The organism is Dokdonella sp., from assembly GCF_044227025.1.
In the GTDB taxonomy this organism is placed as follows: domain Bacteria; phylum Pseudomonadota; class Gammaproteobacteria; order Xanthomonadales; family Rhodanobacteraceae; genus Dokdonella_A.
The window spans coordinates 20,498-39,147 of the sequence record NZ_JBGAFX010000006.1 but is presented as its reverse complement, the minus strand read 5'-3'; the positions used below and the strand labels follow the sequence as shown (position 1 = coordinate 39,147).

Annotated in this window: 13 protein-coding genes and 2 pseudogenes; 5 read left to right on the top strand and 10 right to left on the bottom strand. The window is 64.2% G+C overall.

What is annotated here, in order from left to right; all coding sequences use genetic code 11:
• Nucleotides 1–181: 181 nt before the first annotated feature.
• From ACILRJ_RS14395 to ACILRJ_RS14380, 4 genes and pseudogenes are all read right to left on the bottom strand, one after another.
• On the bottom strand, nucleotides 182–1,234 hold the full coding sequence (locus ACILRJ_RS14395) for a hypothetical protein (protein WP_395683895.1): 1,053 nt from the start codon (nucleotides 1,232–1,234) through the stop codon (nucleotides 182–184).
• Between the two features lie 206 nt (nucleotides 1,235–1,440).
• Nucleotides 1,441–1,908, bottom strand: a complete 468-nt coding sequence (locus ACILRJ_RS14390; protein ID WP_395683894.1) for a periplasmic heavy metal sensor — start codon at nucleotides 1,906–1,908, stop codon at nucleotides 1,441–1,443.
• A 159-nt stretch (nucleotides 1,909–2,067) separates the two neighbouring features.
• A pseudogene (trxA, locus tag ACILRJ_RS14385) lies at nucleotides 2,068–2,370 on the bottom strand (thioredoxin); the annotation flags it as partial.
• A gap of 138 nt (nucleotides 2,371–2,508) precedes the next feature.
• Nucleotides 2,509–3,933: a Shedu immune nuclease family protein gene (locus ACILRJ_RS14380; protein WP_395683893.1), complete on the bottom strand. Its 1,425-nt coding sequence runs from the start codon at nucleotides 3,931–3,933 to the stop codon at nucleotides 2,509–2,511.
• Between the two features lie 93 nt (nucleotides 3,934–4,026).
• Here ACILRJ_RS14380 and ACILRJ_RS14375 point away from each other — a divergent pair, with 93 nt between their 5' ends.
• The gene (locus ACILRJ_RS14375) at nucleotides 4,027–4,776 is read left to right on the top strand and encodes a hypothetical protein (protein WP_395683892.1); all 750 of its coding nucleotides are present in this window, start codon (nucleotides 4,027–4,029) and stop codon (nucleotides 4,774–4,776) included.
• A 72-nt stretch (nucleotides 4,777–4,848) separates the two neighbouring features.
• Here the strand turns inward: ACILRJ_RS14375 and ACILRJ_RS14370 are convergent, their stop codons facing one another.
• From ACILRJ_RS14370 to ACILRJ_RS14350, 5 genes and pseudogenes are all read right to left on the bottom strand, one after another.
• Nucleotides 4,849–5,580 carry an FRG domain-containing protein gene (locus ACILRJ_RS14370; RefSeq protein WP_395683891.1) on the bottom strand — a complete coding sequence of 244 codons (732 nt, stop codon included), beginning with the start codon at nucleotides 5,578–5,580 and terminating at the stop codon, nucleotides 4,849–4,851.
• Between the two features lie 73 nt (nucleotides 5,581–5,653).
• Nucleotides 5,654–6,448, bottom strand: coding sequence for an NrdJb (locus ACILRJ_RS14365; protein ID WP_395683890.1), 795 nt, complete (start codon nucleotides 6,446–6,448; stop codon nucleotides 5,654–5,656).
• A 232-nt stretch (nucleotides 6,449–6,680) separates the two neighbouring features.
• Nucleotides 6,681–6,755 (bottom strand): annotated as a pseudogene (locus tag ACILRJ_RS14360) (histidine biosynthesis protein HisIE); the annotation flags it as partial.
• 264 nt (nucleotides 6,756–7,019) lie between these two features.
• Nucleotides 7,020–7,565 (bottom strand): hypothetical protein, encoded by a 546-nt coding sequence (locus ACILRJ_RS14355; protein WP_395683889.1) that lies wholly within the window; start codon nucleotides 7,563–7,565, stop codon nucleotides 7,020–7,022.
• A gap of 120 nt (nucleotides 7,566–7,685) precedes the next feature.
• On the bottom strand, nucleotides 7,686–9,833 hold the full coding sequence (locus ACILRJ_RS14350) for an adenosylcobalamin-dependent ribonucleoside-diphosphate reductase (protein ID WP_395683888.1): 2,148 nt from the start codon (nucleotides 9,831–9,833) through the stop codon (nucleotides 7,686–7,688).
• A gap of 473 nt (nucleotides 9,834–10,306) precedes the next feature.
• Here ACILRJ_RS14350 and ACILRJ_RS14345 point away from each other — a divergent pair, with 473 nt between their 5' ends.
• The 4 genes from ACILRJ_RS14345 (at nucleotide 10,307) to ACILRJ_RS14330 (ending at nucleotide 16,080) form a co-directional block, all read left to right on the top strand.
• On the top strand, nucleotides 10,307–11,716 hold the full coding sequence (locus ACILRJ_RS14345; protein ID WP_395683887.1) for a Do family serine endopeptidase: 1,410 nt from the start codon (nucleotides 10,307–10,309) through the stop codon (nucleotides 11,714–11,716).
• Between the two features lie 919 nt (nucleotides 11,717–12,635).
• Nucleotides 12,636–13,940, top strand: a complete 1,305-nt coding sequence (locus ACILRJ_RS14340) for a substrate-binding domain-containing protein (RefSeq protein ID WP_395683886.1) — start codon at nucleotides 12,636–12,638, stop codon at nucleotides 13,938–13,940.
• A gap of 19 nt (nucleotides 13,941–13,959) precedes the next feature.
• Nucleotides 13,960–14,667, top strand: a complete 708-nt coding sequence (locus tag ACILRJ_RS14335) for an HAD family hydrolase (RefSeq protein WP_395683885.1) — start codon at nucleotides 13,960–13,962, stop codon at nucleotides 14,665–14,667.
• Nucleotides 14,668–14,706: 39 nt separating this feature from the next.
• Nucleotides 14,707–16,080 carry a leucyl aminopeptidase family protein gene (locus ACILRJ_RS14330; protein WP_395683884.1) on the top strand — a complete coding sequence of 458 codons (1,374 nt, stop codon included), beginning with the start codon at nucleotides 14,707–14,709 and terminating at the stop codon, nucleotides 16,078–16,080.
• A 267-nt stretch (nucleotides 16,081–16,347) separates the two neighbouring features.
• Here the strand turns inward: ACILRJ_RS14330 and ACILRJ_RS14325 are convergent, their stop codons facing one another.
• Nucleotides 16,348–18,636 (bottom strand): carboxy terminal-processing peptidase, encoded by a 2,289-nt coding sequence (locus ACILRJ_RS14325; protein WP_395683883.1) that lies wholly within the window; start codon nucleotides 18,634–18,636, stop codon nucleotides 16,348–16,350.
• Between the last annotated feature and the right edge of the window lie 14 nt (nucleotides 18,637–18,650).

The window sequence follows — 18,650 nt, the reverse complement described above, 5'->3', positions numbered from 1 at the left end:
GAGTCCCATGTGCGTCGCCTGCCCGCTGCCGGCGAAGGCGTGCCGCATGCCGTTCATCAGCTGCCGGGCACCTGATCCAAACGGAAGATTACTCCGTTCCCTTTTTTTCCTTTTTACCGCATGTCAGTGCGGAGCGCAGCAGCGCAAACGCACCGCGCCGAGAGTTCTGGTGACGGCGATTTCAGTACCCCATGCAACTGCGACTGGCCTGGTGGTCATAGACGGCTCGCGATGCGAACTGCGCGTCGTAGGTATCCTTGGCGGGCAGTGGTGCGTCCTTGTAGAACCATGCGCTGGCATCCGCATTCGCAGCCATTGGGACATGCTGATTCCAGCACCAATCGATCACTTCCGGCGCGTTGAGAATACCGATCTTGAGGCCGAGTTGCGGCAGCAGCAGCAGCGTGTCTTTCGCGCGCTTTCCGAAGCACGTCATGCTGCACGCTTCGACCGCGCTCGTCGGTATCGTCACGACGCCCATGCCACGTGTTCTGGAGGCAGGCTCCAGCTGAATGCCCGCGTCGGACATCCGAAGCAGGAGGGTCGAGTGGTATACGCGGGGCGAAATGTTTCGATGACGGCTCTCCAGCGTCACCTGCGTCGCCAGCGTGGCCGGCGACGTCCATGCCGCCTGGCTGCCGTATAGTTTTGCCAGCTCGCTGTATTGCGTCGACGGCATTGCAAGGGGATCCGGAGGCGGCTGCGAGATGAAATCGAAGGCATCCGTCGACCGCCAGTGGACCGCCATCACGCGCAGGGGACGGTCGGACAGCAGGTCGATCGACGCGATCTCGGTGCCCTTGGGCGGAGCCTCCAGGCTTTCCCATCTGAGGCACGCATCCATGCGGTAGGGGCCGGCACGGACTCCGGATGAGAGGGACCACGAGTCGCCCTTCCACTCGTAATCCTTGCCGTCTCGCGCATGCAGTACGGCAGACAGGTGGGCACCTCCCTTCTGCTCCGCAAACTGCCCGTCGATGACGTCGCCGTCGGCGCCGGGATCGACCTTCGCGTCGCGGGAAATCGTCGCGCACAGATCGGTCGTATTTCCCGCGACCTCGATTCGCTGGTCGCTCGTCAGGCGTGTCGGCTTCGTGTCGAGCAGCAACGGCTGCTCCGACAACACCACACGATGCTCATTCGGGAAGAGGAAAAAGTCCCGCAATCGATCACAGCCCACCAGCGCAACCGCGAGCGCAGCGAATGCCAACCCCAGGCTGAGCCTTTTCTTCATGCCTCAAGTACCCGCTTCGACAGCCCGACACACCCGCGGCTGGTTGCAGGTCCTGCAATCCAGCGCGATGGCTTCGGCGATATGGCGAAAGTGGTGTCGCTGGTGGCGAAGACGTGCTGCGTGGCGGTCATTGGCTGCCCGGTGCGTGATTCGAACGAAAAACTCCTCCGGCCCCTTTATTGCGCTCCCAACCTGCCAGTCGGGTGTCATTCCCCGTTGTGTGTGCGGAACTGCGCTCGCTGCGCAGGCGTCAGCGTCTTCGCCAGCGCGACCAGGACCTGATCGATCCTTTTCGCGAGCGCTGCCTCCGCACGCAACTCACCCGTTTGCGCACGCTCGAACGCGGCGGCGTCGGGCTTGTCACGCAGCAGCACCCCGACCTTGTGGTGATGCGCTTTGATCGCGGCCTGGCTGAGCCGGTCGAGATCCGCTTCAGCGCCCGTCTCGATCGCATCGATCGCCTTCGCCTGTTCCGGCGCGGCAGCCTGCCGGACCTGATCGATGATCGCGTGCAACTCCGCCACGGTGGTCGGGTGGTATTCGACTTCCGGGCGGCTGGCGTCGTGCGCGGAAGCCAATGTGCCGATGAGTGCGAGACCCAGCGCCAGCGCGTGGGCCTTGCGCGAGAGTCGACGGATGGATTGGGTGATGACGTACTGCCTTGTTGCGCTCATATGTTGCGGCACCTGCCTATGAACTCGCAATTCAAACGGAAAATTCCTCCGTCCCCTTTTATTTGCCGGTCCAGAATGAGTATGCTCTCTGCGCGATGTCGGCAAACATGGCGGCCGTCAGGAGCACTACGACAGCACGCATGAGAAACTTGTGGGCGCTCATAGCGCGGCGTCGATGACCTTGGTGAGCTGTGACTTCGAGACCAGGCCCATCTGCGTCGCCTGCACGGTGCCGCCCTTGAACAGCAGCATCGTCGGTGCCGAGCGCACGCCGTAGGCGAGCGCGGTCTTAGGGTTTTTGTCGAGATCGACCTTGGCGATGTTCAGGCGCCCGCCGTACTGCTCCGCGAGTTGCTCGAGCAACGGCGCAAGCGCCTTGCACGGACCGCACCATTCGCCCCAGAAGTCGACGAGGACGGGCGTCGGCGATTGCAGGACGTCGGTGGCGAAGGTGGTGTCGGTGGTGGCGAAGACGTTAGGGTTGGTCTGGGCTCGGAGCTCATCTCAGACGCTGAAATTAAAACGGAAAATTCCTCCGCCCCCTTTGTTTCAAACGGAGAATTACTCCGCCCCCTCTTTTTCAAATCGACCTCTGCATCTTCAGGCGGCCGTCGTAGTCGTTTCCTCCGGAGACGTAAGAAGAGCCGCAATCGCTTCGAGCTTGGCCAGAAGCTCGTCGAAGGTCAAGACCACGACGTCCTTACTCGCTTGTCGAAACAGCTCCAAGGAGCGGCGTTTTCCTTCGTCTTCCGGTACACGCCCGGCTATGACCACGCAGTGGATGGCGTAGGGGTGGACATCTCGGAGCTGGGCTTGGTAGGCCTTCTCCGCGAAACTGCGGTGAAGGCGAAATCGCTGATCGAGGACCTGCGCCACTGCCCCGGAAAGTTCTTTGTGAGGTGGGTACACCTCGCCTCGATAGAGAGCACCCAATAGTTCCGTTCTCGGACGCTTGATTTCAATGAGTGCGAGATTGCCACTGAAATTTTGCGCGTAAAGGAAGTCGGCGATTTTTTCGCCGGCGCCTTTGAGGGTGGTGCCTCCCACGTACGCGTGGTCCTGCATCATGAAGACGGGATATGAAAAGGCCAGCGAAAGTACGAACGGGTTCTTGGCTAGAAAAGCCTGCCACGTGCCCTCGGATAGATCGGCCGTCATCATCTCCTTCATTTTCTGCAAAAGGGTCCGAAGGGTTGTTTTTTCGATGTCCTCACGCAGCGACGATAGGGCGTCGAGGTCATGCCGCGCGATTTCCTCGACCTCGGAAGACACGATTGACACGGCAGCTCGGCGTTCGCGATCGCCCAAATTCCGTTGGCGAATGGGTACGGAGGCCAGCTCGTAAATCATCCCTGGCCGAATCTTCTTAACTCGTACTGGGAACGCAACTGGGTCGATTACCCGGAGCAGGTTGGTGTACGCCGTCAATCGCTTCTCCTCCAAGGCTTCGGTACGATGGCGGAAGCTGCTTCGATCGAAGACGCGACGTAACTGATCGAATCGGTCGATACCAAGGGTGTAGACGGGGCTCGTGAAATTCGTGGCGGTTCCGGGGAGCAAACGCAGACGGGTCGCATCGCGAAGTTGACCGATGGCCGTCATGATGTGTCGGTATTGCCAGCGCAATCCGAGACCGTAGATCGCTTTCCTAGCAAAACCAGTGGGCAAACGCTCAAGGAGCTCTTCAAACTCTTCGACGGAATGAGGAAGTTCCCAGGAACGATTCGAGTGGAATTCGATCCATTCGATGGGACCGTATTTCGGCTCCAGAAAATCGCGGTGATGCGGACTGACGTTCACCGGACGCATGTGAAGCGCGTGCTCGAAGACCCGCGCAATGAGGACGCCGTGGTGAAGAACGCCTGGCCCTGGAGCACTTTCAATGAACGCGTCGGGGGACAACACGTACAGAAAGACTTCGGCGCACGGCAATCCGTCGAAAACAGCTTCCTGGAGTTCGACGTACGGTTCGGGATTCGAAGCGGTACGGGGCACGTCATCCATCAAGCTAATTTCGTCGATCATGGTGAGCTCTGCGCGATCGATGCGGAAGCATGGTCAGTCTGTCACAGAAGAAGTTCGGCCGGTGGCCCTTCCATACTCCGAAGGTAGGTGCTCATGAAACTGCGAAAAATTGCCATCAGTCGAGAGAGGCTTGATCAAATGCCTGAGGATGAGCGACTACTTCTAATAATGGCGGCGCACTCGTGGAACGAGCTTACGACTGTCGTAAAAGTACTTCATTGGACTACGCACACGGATACCGGAAACACGGATGCGGAGCTAGCTGGAAGAGACTCGATGTTTTTTACGCTCGTCAAGGTGGTAATTGGAAAGATCTTTGAGAGTTGGAACATGCTCACCGCGTGCTACTTCAGGACGCGGCTTGGGCAGACGTACGATGCGTTGATCCCTCAGGAAGCGATGGCGGCTCTTAAAGAACTGAAGAAATATTTCGGGAAGAAGAGCGTCTTGGCGGATGTACGCGACAAGAACAGTTTTCACTATGACCGAGCGCTGGTAAGTGGAGCATACGTCTCCATTGAGAATAAAGAAGCTCTGGACATTTATTTTGGCCACAATGGCTTGAATGACTATTTCCGCTTCGCCGATGTGTTCTCAAATGGCGCGATGCTGCACGCGATAAATCCTCTAGATTTTCAGAGGGCGATGACGAGGCTAGAGGATGAATCCACACGGATTCACCGTCTCCTCAACACCGTCCTGAAAGCCTTGGTCGAACTCTTAGTTGAACGCTTCACGCTCGGAACGCTTTCGGAGGACGTGATCGAGTTTAGGGCCTTGTCGCCAGAAGATATGAGGATCACCTACTTCGTTGAGACTCCCAGTTTTTTTGCTAGCAACTAGCAAAAATAGCCGTGATTGCCCCACTGTTTTTGGCTAGATGTCGCGTGGATATCGCCGAGTTCGCTGCTTCTACTAGCCCAACCCACCGAGCACATAGAACAAAGTCGAGCCGAGGCCGTCGAGATCTTGATATATGAAATGGTCGTCGACTCCACACTTGCTCAACTCCACGAGAATTTCTCGTCGATTGGCGTTTGGAATACGAAAGCGAGTTAGTGGTTTCTTAGGCGCGAACTCAACCTCACCTTTCGGATGGTAGGTGAAGATCCCCGCCTGCGCTGTTATACGCTTTGAGATATGACGAGGCGCATAGCAAAAAATCTCGTCAGTAGCTTGAAGGTCGGGAGGGTTCGAGGATTTTGGGCGAAAGATCCTGATGCCAGGGTCATCACAGCAATAGACAGCTGCGTCACCTCGTTGGGCTAACGGTCTAGATTCACCTCTTTCATCAATGGCAAAGAAGAGCGCAACCAATGGATTCAGTGTCCAGTCCATGAAACACGTTGGAAATCCATAGTGTTGTGCAAGCGCCCATGTTTCGTACACATCGGTAGGATCGTGGTCTGGAAAGCTGGCGAGCTTATCGGCGAACTGCTGCATCTTCGCGGCAACGTTTGGCCAATATTTGGCCCATGACCATCCGTTAGGCTGGTATTGGCTTAGGAATAGTCGCCCGGCTTTTGAGATGAGTCGATGATTGTCTGCATCCTTGACGCCACGAAAGAATGCGCCCGAGCTCGCGGGCGTTATCCCAAAGACTGCGTCGAGATACTGCGGCAGTGAGGCAACCACAATCTCTTCCATGCAGCCCCCTGCAAGTTGCGCTATGACGTCCTAATGTCGTCGTCCACCACGAAGCTGGCGATCGCGTTGTAACTCACCCGCACTTCGAATACCCACAATTCAGACACGTCGCACACCCGTCCATGATGATCACGGCCGAGGTGTTGCACTTGTGGCACATCGTGGCGCCGGGCGGGAAGGCGCTGGCTTCGGTGCCCTTGGCGGAGGATTCCGCGCCGGCACCGGCGACGGAGGTGTTGAAGCCGCCGTTGCCGGCGGGTTCGACGCTCAGGGCGTTTCGATCAGACTTTTTTTTTGCGCGTGCGTCGTACGCGGCGCGCTTCTCGGCGATGAGCTTCTTCTGGTGCTCGTCGAGTTCGGGGTCGTGCAGCAGGCCGATCATCTTGAGGTGGGTCTCGATGACGTAGCCGAGCTCGGCGACGATGCTCGGCATGTAGACGCCGCCGGCCTTGAAGTAGCCGCCGCGCGGGTCGAAGACCGCCTTCAGCTCCTCCACCAGGAACGTCACGTCGCCGCCCTTGCGGAACACGGCGGACATGATGCGCGTGAGCGCGACGATCCACTGGAAATGCTCCATGTTCTTCGAGTTGATGAAGATCTCGAACGGGCGGCGCATTTCGTATTCGGTGCCCTGGTTGAGCACGATGTCGTTGATGGTCACGTACAGCGAGTGCTCGAACAGCGGCGACTTGATCTTGTAGGTGGCGCCGATCAGCGAGTCGGGGCGCTCGACCTTCTCGTGCATCTGGATGATTTCGGCCATCGGCACGCTCGGTGCGCTTTCGGGCGCTTCGGCGGCGGGCACGATCTTGGCGGTTTCTTCGGGCTTGACGACGGCGTAGCCCTTGATCTTCTTGCTGATCTTCATGGTCTTCCAGGAATTGCGTTGCGTGTCGGATGTACCGGCCGGGGCCGGTGGTGCAGGGCGCCGCGCGTTCGCCGCGGCGGCGCCTGCACGGGGTTCAGCGGCGCGTGCTTTTGCGCACGGCCTTCTTCTTCGCCGCCTTGCGGGCGGGTTTCCTCTTCGCCGGCGCCTTGCGGGCGGCGGCCTTCTTCGCGACCTTGCGCACCGCCTTCTTCGTGGCGACCTTGCGCACGGCTTTCTTCGCGACCTTCCTCACCGCCTTCTTCGCGACTTTCTTCTTCGCGACCTTCTTTGCGGCTTTCTTCTTCGCCGGTGCCTTCTTCTTCGCGGCGGCAGCGACCTCGTCGGCACTCGTGCGCTGCATGTCCATGCGGTGCGCGCGGGCATAGCTCTGGATGTCGTTGAACGTACCGTCGGCGTTGCGCACGGCGTAGAGCTTCTTGCCGCCGGTGCTGTACATCGTGGTGCGCTTGCGGGTGGCCATTCGCTGAGTCCTCGGCGGCGCGGTGGACTTCTTCACCTTCGGCCGGCCGCCGCGGGCCGGCCGAGGGTGGTGCCGGATCGGTTGCCCGATCTAGCGGCGACGCGCGGCCTTCCTGGCGGCCTTGCGTGGAGCCTTCTTCGCCGGTGCCTTCTTCGCGGCGCGACGCACGACTTTCTTGGCCGCCTTCTTGGCGCCCTTCCGGGCCGGTGCCTTGCGTGCGACCTTCTTCGCGACCTTCTTGACCGCCTTCTTGACGGCCTTGCGGGCGCCAGCGGCCTTCTTCGCGACTTTCTTCGCCGCCTTCTTGGCTGCCTTCTTCACCGGCTTGGCCTTCTTCGCGACTTTCTTGGCGGCCTTCTTCGCCGCCTTCTTGGCGGCCTTGGCCGGTGCGGCCGGCTTGGCGCCGACGGCAGCCTTCGCCTTCGCGACGACCGCCTTCACCTTGCGTGCGGCCTGCTTGCGTGCCTTGGCCGCCTTGCCCGCGACTTTCTTCGCGGTGTTCTCGACCGCCGCCTTGGCGTCGGACGCGGCATTGCTGACCGAACTTGCAACGGCGCTCGCGGCGTCGGCAATGGAGCTGCCGATCTGCGACGCGCCTTCCTTCAGACCATCGAACGAACCACCTTCGCTATGCATGACAGGTATCCCCTCTCCAAGTTTCTGTGAACCTGATGGATGACGTGAATCACGAGACACGAGGTACGCAACGCCTGCGGGCCGCTGCCCATGCATTCAGGGGCGTCGTCCGCGCGCGGATCAGAACTTGCCGTAGTAGCCTTCTTTCAGCGCGTCGAACAGGTTGGCCGCGGTGTGCGTTTCGCCATCGTACTCGATCTCTTCGTTGCCCTTGACCTCCACCACCTCACCGTCCTCGAGTTCGAAGCGGTAGGTGGTGTTGGCGAGATCATGCTCCTTCACCAGCACTCCTTGGAAGGCCGCCGGGTTGAAGCGGAACGTGGTGCATCCCTTCAGGCCCTGCTTGTGGGCGTAGCGGTAGATGTCCTTGAAGTCTTCGTAGGGGTACGCGGTGGGCACGTTGGCGGTCTTGGAGATCGACGAATCGACCCATTTCTGCGCGGCGGCCTGGATGTCGACGTGCTCGACCGGGCTGATGTCGTCGGCGGACACGAAGTAGTCCGGCAGCTTCTCGTCGGCTTCCTGCGAGAACGGCATCGCCTTGCCGTTGATGAGTTCGCGGTAGGCGAGCAGTTCGTAGCTGAACACCTCGACCTTTTCCTTGGACTTCTTGCCCTCGCGGATCACGTTGCGGCTGTAGTGGTGGGCGAACGACGGCTCGATGCCGTTGCTGGCGTTGTTGGCGAGCGACAGGCTGATCGTGCCGGTCGGCGCGATCGAGCTGTGGTGGGTGAAGCGCGCGCCGTGCTCGGCGAGGTCGGCGACGAGCTGCGGCGCGACTTCAGCGACGCGCTGCATGTAGCGGCTGTACTTCGCGTGCAGCACGCGGCCGGGGATCTTCGCGCCGACCGTCCAGCCGTCGGCGACCATTTCCGGGCGCTTGCGCAGCATCTCGCCGGTGACGGTGAAGTCCTCCAGCAGGATCGGCGCGGCGCCCTTTTCCTTCGCCAGCGAGGCGGCGACTTCCCAGCCGGCCAGCGCCATCTCGCGGCTGACGTCCTCGGTGAACGCGCAGGCTTCCGGCGTGCCGTAGCGCTTCTTGAGCATCGTCAGGGTGCTGCCGAGGCCGAGGAAGCCCATGCCGTGGCGGCGCTTGTTCATGATCTCGGCGCGCTGCTGCGCGAGCGGCAGGCCGTTGATCTCGACCACGTTGTCGAGCATGCGCGTGAACACGCGCACGACCTCCTTGTACTCCTCCATGTCGAAGCGCGCGTTCGGGCCGAACGGGTCGCGCACGAACGTGGTGAGGTTGACCGAGCCGAGCAGGCACGAGCCGTACGGGGGCAGCGGCTGTTCGCCGCACGGGTTGGTCGCGCGGATGTGCTCGCACCACCAGTTGTTGTTCATCTCGTTGACGCGGTCGATCAGGATGAAGCCCGGCTCGGCGTAGTCGTACGTCGAGACCATGATCATGTCCCACAGGTGGCGCGCGCGCAGGTGGCCGTAGATCTTGCAGGCGACCAGGCCGTCGTCACGCGTGACGTAGTTCTTGTGCGTCGGCCACTCGCGCCAGACCACCCTGGCCGCATCGGCGAGGTCGATCTCGCCCTGTTCCTTGACGTGGATCGGGAACACCAGCGGCCAGTCGGCGTCGTGCTCGACCGCTTCCATGAAGCCGTCGGTGATCAGCAGCGACAGGTTGAATTGCCGCAGGCGGCCGTCTTCGCGTTTGGCCTTGATGAACTCGCGTACATCCGGATGCGAGACATCGAAGGTTCCCATCTGCGCGCCGCGTCTGCCGCCTGCGGACGAAACCGTGAAACACATCTTGTCGTAGATATCCATGAACGACAGCGGGCCGGACGTGTACGCGCCCGCACCCGAGACGTACGCGCCGCGCGGGCGCAGCGTCGAGAATTCGTAGCCGATGCCGCAACCCGCCTTCAGCGTGAGGCCGGCCTCGTGCACCTTGTCGAGGATGTTGTCCATCGAGTCGTCGATGGTGCCGGAGACCGTGCAGTTGATCGTCGAGGTCTTCGGCTTGTGCTCCTGCGCGCCGGCATTGGACGTGATGCGCCCGGCCGGGATCGCGCCGCGGCGCAGCGCCCACAGGAAGCGTTCGTACCAGTACGCCTTCTTCTCGGGGGTCGCCTCGACCTCGGCGAGCGCCCTGGCGATGCGCTGGTAGCTGTGGTCGATGTCCTTGTCGACCGGTTCGCCCTGCTTGGATTTCAGGCGGTATTTCTTGTCCCAGATGTCGTAGGACGCCGGCTGCAGTGGAATCTCCACCGCGCCGCGCGCGAGTTGTTCAAGGCGCACCGTGCTCATCTTGTTCCTGTTCTCCCAGTCTCTCTCACACCGGGCCCCTGGACCCGAAGCGCATTCCATTCCGCCCTCCCCAGAGCGGTCTTGCAGGCCTTTTCCCCGTCATGCCGGCGTCACACTCGGCACAATCTATGGGTAGGGCACGACGCGACGACCACAATATCTTGTGACGCCGGCGGCCAAAGCTACGCCGCTCGACCGGGCTTGTAAAGCGTTGCTGCCGGCCTGCGGATGTGCAGCGGCGCGCAGGCTGAACAAAGCCCCGCTCGAACCACAGCGGCGCTTGAAACCGTGGAAACCGGAGCGGATCTGCGTTGTCTGAGCGATGCTTTGCCCATCCGTCGCATCGGCGCTCCGCCTCAGGAGGAACGCCGCACGGCGATGGAACCGGTCATTCAGCCGCGCGCTCCGCGAACCGTGCGCCGACTTGCAAGCACCGCTGTCCGCCAACCCGTTTTTCGACCAAGGACGTTGCCATGCCCGAATCCACGCGCCATCGCCTGTACCGCTCGCTCGCGCTCGTTGCCCTGCCGCTGCTGGTCGGCCTCGCACTCGGCACCCTCGGCAGCGGTGGCGGCAAGCCTGCCAGCGCCGCGCTGCCACCGGCGGTCGACGGCCAGCCGCTGCCTTCGCTCGCGCCGATGCTCGAGAAGGTCACGCCGGCGGTGGTCAACATCGCCTCGAAGACGCACGTCGCGGTGCGCAATCCGTACTTCGACGACCCGATCTTCCGGCGCTTCTTCGGCGTGCCGAACATGCCGCGCGAGCGCGTGCAGCAGTCGCTCGGCTCCGGCGTGGTGGTCGATGCAGGCAAGGGGTACGTGCTGACCAACAACCATGTCGTCGACGGCGCCGACGACATCTCGGTGACGCTCGCGGACGGGCGCACGGTCAAGGCGAAGGTGCTCGGCACCGATCCGGACACGGACCTCGCGGTGCTGCAGATCCCGGCCGAGAAGCTGGTCGCGCTGGCGGTCGCCGATTCGGCGAAGTTGCGCATGGGCGACTTCGTGGTCGCGGTCGGCGATCCGTTCGGCATCGGCCAGAGCGCAAGCACCGGCATCGTGTCGGGCCTCGGCCGCAGCGGCCTGCGCGGCTCGGGCTTCCAGAACTTCATCCAGACCGATGCCTCGATCAACCCGGGCAATTCCGGCGGCCCGCTGGTCAACCTGCGCGGCGAACTGGTCGGCATCAACTCGATGATCTATTCGCCCTCGGGCGGCAGCGTCGGCATCGGCTTCGCGATCCCGTCGAACCTCGCCGCCGACGTGATGCGCCAGCTGGTCAGCACCGGCGCGGTCAAGCGCGGCGTGCTCGGCGTCGAGGCGCAGGACGTCACGCCCGAGCTCGCGCGCGTGCTCGCGCTCGACAATGCGCACGGCGCGGTCGTCACGCGCGTGCGCGCCAACTCGCCGGCGGAAACGGCGGGCATCAAGCCCGGCGACGTCATCACCTCGCTCAACGGCAAGGCGGTTGCCGGCGAGCAGGACCTGCACAACATCGAAGGACTCACCGCTCCGGGCGCAGCGGTCGAGGTCGGCGTGCAGCGCGACGGCAGGCCATTGACGGTGAGCACCGCGCTGAAGGTGAGCGAACTGGAGACGCTCAAGGGCGACGCACTCGACCCGCGCCTTGCCGGCGTCACCTTCAGCGAGATCGCCGACAACCTGCGCCGCCAGGGTATCGGCGGCGTCAGCGTGAGCCGCATCGCCGAGGGCAGCCGCGCGTATGCGGCGGGCCTGCGCAGCGGCGATCTCGTCGTCGCGCTGAACCGGCGCGACCTGCAGGGCACGAGCGACTTCTCGCGTCTCGCGGCGAGTCATCCGCGCCAGATGATGCTGACGCTGTTGCGCGGCGACGAGGCGTATTACCTCCTGCTGCAATAGGTTTGATTTGGTGCGCGGCGCGCGGGTGTTCGGCGCGCTGCGCGGTCGTACTGGGTGGATTGTTCCTTAGGCGAAGCGGGCAATGCTTCCTTCGCGCACACCAGGCGCTTTCGCAAGGATTCCGCTCGCCTCGGCGGCGAGCGGGTAACTTTCTGTGACTCCGGGCATCCTGCCCTCCGCCCTTCGGGCCAGCTTTGCTGTTCGCGCCGCTCCTACGGCGCAGTGCTTGTCCAAGAGAAAGTCACCAAAGAGAAGGACACCCCACAGCGCCGCCCGCGGGAAGAAGCCCCGCGGGTTCGCGAACGTCGGCCGGGTTGCGCCGACAGTGCATCCCTGCACTGACGGCGCAATGGGCGCGATCCATCGCGCCCACCCTGCGGGCCTTTTCGTCCGCCGCCCGCCGGCGCTGAAGGGACCCGGGGAGCGGGAGCACAGCAAAGCAAGAGCAAGCGCGGCAATCTTGCAGGGGTGCGCCCCGCTGCGCGCGCAGGAGCGCGCGTGCTTGCGCTCTACCCGGGTTCCCTTTGCGTCCCGGCGAGCGGGTGGAGGAGAAAGCCCGAAGGGGCGCGTGCACGGATGCACGCGCGTTCGTTGTCGGCACAGGATGTGCCGTCAACGAACCCCGTAACCCGCTCGCGCAGTCGACGGACAGGATGTCCGGCGACCGGGACGCCAGGGTGCCCTTTCTTTTGGTTACTTTTCTTTGGGCATGCAAAGAAAAGGAACCCGCTCGCCGCCGAGGCGAGCGGAACCTTGCGACAGCGCCCCGCATCCACGAAAGAAGCATTGCCTTCGCAGAAAAAAGAAGCATTGCCTTCGCAGAACAAGATGAACAGTAAGCGGCGCCGCGCACCACCTCAAAGAAAGCGCCCACCCCCCGTGCTAAGGTGCGCGCCTCCGTTCTTCGAAGTACCCGAACATGTCGCTACGCCGCCTGTTTTCCTCGACGCTGCTCGCCGCCAGCCTGCTCGTCACCGCCATCACCGCGTCCGCCGCGGACGACCTCGTCTGGCGCGGCGACCATGCCACCGGCCGCGCGCTCATGGACGATCTCGCCAAGGAGTACAGCCGGGCGAAGCTCGGCAAGATCACCCTCGAGCCGTTCAGCACGGTCTCCGGCCTCGACGCAGTCGCCGGCGGCAGCGCCGACCTCGGCGGCAGCGCGCGCGGCAAGTTCGCGCAGCGCGGCGAGGAAGCGAACCTCAATTTCGTGCCGGTCGCGCTGGATGCGGCGGTGCTGGTCACGCACCCGAAGAACCCGGTGCGCAGCCTGACCCTCAAGCAGGTCTACGACATCTACTTCGGGCGCATCAAGAACTGGAAGGACCTCGGCGGCCCGGACAAGGAGATCAACCTGTACGGCATCGCCGCGCCGCTCGACGGCGTCGAGTACAGCTTGCGCGAGCTGGTCTACCGCAAGGGCAACCAGCCGGTCGCGGTGCCGCGCCTGTACCTCAACACGGTCAAGCTCGAGGAAGCGATCACGCTCGACCCGGCCGGGCTCGGCCTGTCGACGCTTGCCAACAGCTGGGCCAACAAGGGCATCAAGGCGCTCGCGATCGAGGGCGTCGATCCGTCCACGCGCAGCGTCGCCGACGGCACCTATCCGCTGTACATCACGCTGTATTCGGTCAGCCGCGTCGATTCGCCCAAGCAGGCCGCGATCGACCGGTTCCTCGCCTTCCTTGCCACGCCGCCGGCGCAGGCGATCCTGCGCAAGCACCAGCTGATCCCGTACGCCGATGCAAGCGATCTGGTCGCGAAGAACGAGCAGCGCATGGACTTCATCGATGCACGCGTTGGCCGCGATGCAGTCGCCAGCGCGGCGATCGCCGCGGGCAGCACGCCGCCGGCCATGCAGTCCGCGCCGCGTGCGGTATTGAGCAGCAAGACCTCGATCGCGCCGACCGCGGAAAGCACCCAGGCCGCACGCGAGAACCTCGCGCGCATCGAGGCGAAGAAGAAGGCCGAGGCCGACGCGCAGAAGCTCGCCGCGGAGAACGCGAAGAAGGCCGCGCAGGCTTCCGCTTCGCCGACCGCTGCCGCTGCGCCGAAGGCACAAGCCGCGCCGGCAAAGAAGGCCGTCGCCGCAGCGCCGAAGAAGCCGGTGGCGAAGGCGAAGGTCGCCACGGCCAAGCCGAAGGCCGACAAGCCGAAGGCGGAAGCGCCGGCGAAGGCACCGGCCACGTTCGGCAATGTCAGCTCCGGCAGCCCCGGCAACTGAGGCCGCGGATGCGCCGCCGATGCGCATCCTCGCGATCTCGCTCGACCTCGACGACACGCTGTGGCCGGTCGAGCCGGCCATCCTCGCTGCCGAGCAGGCGCTCGATGACTGGCTCCGGCAGCACCACGCCGAGGTCGCCGCCGCGTGGCCGATCGACGCGTTGCGCGGCTTGCGCGAGGCAGTCTCGGTCGAGCGCCCCGATCTCGCCCACGACTACACCGCGCAGCGCCTGATCACGCTCGAACGCGCGTTCGCCGCGTGTGGCATCGACGCGGCGCCGGTCGAGGCGGCCTACGAGGTGTACTTCGCCGCACGCAACCGCGTCGATTGCTACGAGGATGCGCTGCCGGCGCTGCACGCACTCGCCGCGCGCGTGCCGCTCGTGAGCATTTCCAACGGCAACGCCGACCTCGCGCGCATCGGCTTGCGCCAGCATTTCCGGCATTGCATTGCCGCGCGCGATTGCGGCGTCGCCAAGCCCGACGCGGCGATCTTCCACGACGCCTGCGCGCGTCTTGGCCTCGCTCCGGAGAACGTGCTGCACGTCGGCGACGACGCATTGCTCGACGTCGCCGGCGCACGCGCCGCGGGCTTGCGCAGCGCATGGCTGAACCGGCACGCTGCGGCGTGGCCGGCGCACGCGGTGCCCGCCGGCGCACGCGCCGACCTCGAATTGCGCGATCTCGCGCAGCTGGTGCACTGGCTCGACCGGCACGACCCGAATTGAATCCGAACGACACGTTGCAACTGGCATGAGGGGATAGCGATGGACGCATGGATCACGGCCACGGACGCCGACGGCGCGACGCCGCTGCTCGCGGTGGATCGATCGAATTTCGGCGCGATCGCCGACCTGTTCGGTGCGCAAGCGCGACGCTGGTGCGTGGCGAACGGCTTCGCCGGCGAGGCCGGCCGCTTCGTGCTGATTCCCGGCGCCGACGGCGCGCCGAGCGCGGTGCTCGCCGGGTGCGACGCACGCGATGCGCTCTTCGGCCTCGCCTCTCTGCCGGTGCGCCTGCCCGAAGGCCGCTACGTGCTCGATCCGCGCGGCCTCGCGCTCGACATCGGCGACGTCGCGCTCGGCTGGGCGCTCGGCGCCTACCAGTTCACGCGCTACAAGAAGGCGTCGCGTGCGCCGGCGCGACTGGTCGTCGACGCCGCGGTCGCGCAGCGCATCGACGTGCTCGCGCGCGCCACCTACCAGGTGCGCGACCTGATCAACACGCCGACCGAGGACATGGGGCCGGCCGAACTCGCCGGCGCGGTGCGCACGCTCGCCGAGGCGCACGGCGCGAACTATCGCGAGTGGGTCGGCGACGACTTGCTCGAAGCGAATTTCCCGACCATCCACGCGGTCGGCCGCGCCAGCCATCGCGCGCCGCGCCTGGCCGAACTCACGTGCGGTGCAGCCGACGCGCCGCACCTCGTCATCATCGGCAAGGGCGTGTGCTTCGACACCGGCGGCCTCGACCTCAAGCCGGCTGACGGCATGCGCTGGATGAAGAAGGACATGGGCGGCGCCGCGCATGCGATCGGGCTGGCGAGCCTCGTGCTCGCGGCGAAGCTGCCGCTGCGCCTGACCCTGCTCGTGCCCGCCGTCGAGAATGCCGTCGCCGGCAACGCGTATCGCCCCGGCGAAGTCATCACGACGCGCGCCGGGCTCAGCGTCGAGGTCGACAACACCGATGCCGAAGGCCGCCTCGTGCTGTGCGACGCGCTTGCCTACGCAGCGGAACACAAGCCCGACCTGATCCTCGACTTCGCGACCCTCACCGGTGCCGCGCGCGTCGCGCTCGGACCGGAACTGCCGGCGCTGTTCGCCAATCAGGACGACCTCGCCGACGGCCTGCTCGACGCCGCGCAAGCCACGCGCGATCCGCTCTGGCGCATGCCGCTGTGGCGTCCCTACCTCGCGATGCTCGACTCACACGTCGCCGACCTCGCCAATGCCGGCGCATCACGCCACGCCGGCGCGATCACCGCGGCGCTCTATCTCGAACGCTTCGTGCCGGAAGCGCAGGCATGGGCGCACCTCGACGTGTACTCGTGGAACGACTCCGACAAGCCGGGCCACCCGCGCGGCGGAGAGGCGCAGGGGTTGCGGGCGTATTTCGAGTTCCTGCGGAACCGGTATTCGTAGGGTTCGCGGGTGGGCTTCCGCTCTACCGCTTGGGGGAATGGTGCTCTTGCCGTGCTTTCGCTGTTCGCGTCTTGAACAGCGGGCTTGATGATCTTTAGCGAAAACCTACCCACATCCCTGTCGGTTCGTCCCGCATCCATGCGGTCTCCTTCCCCTCTCCCGCTTGCGGGAGAGGGGAAAGCGAAAGGGATGCGGGACGAACGAACCCCGGAAACAACAAGGCCCGGAAACCCGGGCCTCGTCAGTCGATTCAAATACCCGCGAAGGTCAATTGACCTCGGTCGGCACGATCGCTCCGCGCGGCAGCACCTGCGCGGCGAGCTTGGTGTCGGCGCGGATCAGCCCGATCTCGTCGGCGAGGATATGCGCCGCTTCGTCGAGGATGATGTCGCGCTTGTCCTTCGCTTCCTTCTCGCGCGCGATGTCGGTGTTGATTCCGCGCTCGTCGGGCTGCAGGCCGTCGTCCTGCGTGAGGGCGGCGTCGCCGTCGTCACCGCGCGGCGCTTCGGTGCCCGGCTTGGCCGCAGGCTTCGCGGGATCGACCTCGACGCGCTTGGTGTTGCCGGCGACACCGCGCTCGGCCGCGACCTTCTGCACCGTCTTTGCGGCGGGATCGGCATCCGGCGTGGCATGGCCCATCGCGACGTCGCGCGCCTTGCGCTTGGCTTCCTGTTCGTCGCGCTCCTTGCGGCGTACCTGCTCGTTCAGCGAGATCGTCTTCAGCTCGCGCAACGCGCGTGCGTCGGCAAGATCGGCCTCGAAGTTCTTCCATTCGCCATTGCCGGCGACGCGACCTGCATGGCGCTCGGCCAGCAGCGGCACGACCGGCTTGAGGTCGGCGACCGCCTGGTATTTCGCCGGCGCGATCGAGGTCCACGGCAGCGCGTTGTCGTAGCTCGATTCGCCGAAATCCTTCGCGTCGACGGTGAGCGGGAAGCTGATGTCGGGCGTCACGCCGCGCAGCTGGGTCGAGCCGCCGTTGATGCGGAAGAACTGCGCGATGGTCATCTTGACCTCGCCGAAGATCGGCTTTTCGTTGTGCGCGACGTCGTCGAGATCGACCAGGTTCTGCACGGTGCCCTTGCCGAACGTCGGTTCGCCGATGATCACGCCACGACCGTAGTCCTGGATCGCCGCAGCGAAGATCTCCGAGGCGGACGCGGAGGCGCGGTTGACCAGCACCGCGAGCGGGCCGTCCCAGGTCATGCCGGAACGCGTGTCGGATTCGGATTCGACCTGGCCGCCGGCGTTGCGCACCTGCACCACCGGACCTTTGTCGATGAACAGGCCGGTAAGGTCGGTCGCCTCCGTCAGCGAGCCGCCGCCGTTGTTGCGCAGGTCGACGATCACGCCGTCGACCTTGTCGGCCTTGAGCTCGACCAGCAGGCGCTCGACGTCGCGCGTCGCGCTCTTGTAGTCGCGGTCGCCGCGGCGGCGGGCGTCGAAGTCCTGGTAGAAGGTCGGCAGCGAGATCACGCCGATGCGGCGCGTGCGCGTCGTGTCCTTGACCTCGATGACCGACTTCTTCGCCGCCTGTTCCTCGATGCTGACCTTCTTGCGCACCAGCGCCAGCGTGAAGTGCTTGCCGTCGGGACCTGCATCGGCCGGCAGGACTTCGAGGCGCACGGTGGTGTCCTTGGCGCCGCGGATCTTGTCGACGACGTCGTCGAGGCGCCAACCGACCACGTCGGCAATCGGGCCGTTCTCGCCCTGGCCGACGCCAACGATGCGATCGCCGATCTTGATCTGCTTGGACAGTGCAGCCGGGCCGCCCGGCACGATCTCGCGGATCGCGGTGTAATCGTCATCGCGCTGCAATACCGCGCCGATGCCTTCGAGCGAGAGCTTCATCGCGATGTCGAAGTTCTCCGACGCGCGCGGACCGAGGTAGTTCGTGTGCGGCTCGATCGACGAGGCGTATGCGTTCATGAAGGTCTGGAACACGTCCTCGCTGTTGAGCTGGTGGACGCGGTCGAGGTAGTTCGCGTAGCGCTTGTCGAGCGTCTCGCGGATGTCCTTCTCGGCCTTGTTCGCGAGCTTGAGGCGCAGCCAGTCGTTCTTGATGCGCTTGCGCCAGAAATCGTTGACCTCGGCCTCGTCCTTCGCCCACGGCGCCTTTTCGCGCTCGTACTGGTAGCTTTCGTCCTTGGAGAAGTCGAAGCCCTTCGCCAGCAGCGCGCGCGCATACGCCACGCGTTCGCCGACGCGCTGTTCGTAGATGTTGAAGATCGCGTACGGCCCCGCGAGATCCTGGTCGTAGATCGCGTCGTCAAGCTTGTCCTTGTAGGCGCTGAACTTGTCGATGTCGGCCTGGGTGAAGAACAGGCGATCGCCGTCGAGCGCATCGAGGTAGCGCTTGAAGATCTGCTCGCTCATCGCGTCATCGAGCGGCGTCTGCTTGTAGTGGAAGTGGGTCAGGAAACGCGTCGCCCACACCGCCGCCTCCGCTTCGGAGGTACCCGCCTTGAGCAGCGGCGCGCCCGATTCGCTGGCCGGCTTGGCGAACACCGGACCGACGAGGGCGGTCAGGGCGAGGGTCAACAGCGTCTTGCGCATCTTTGTTTCTCCAT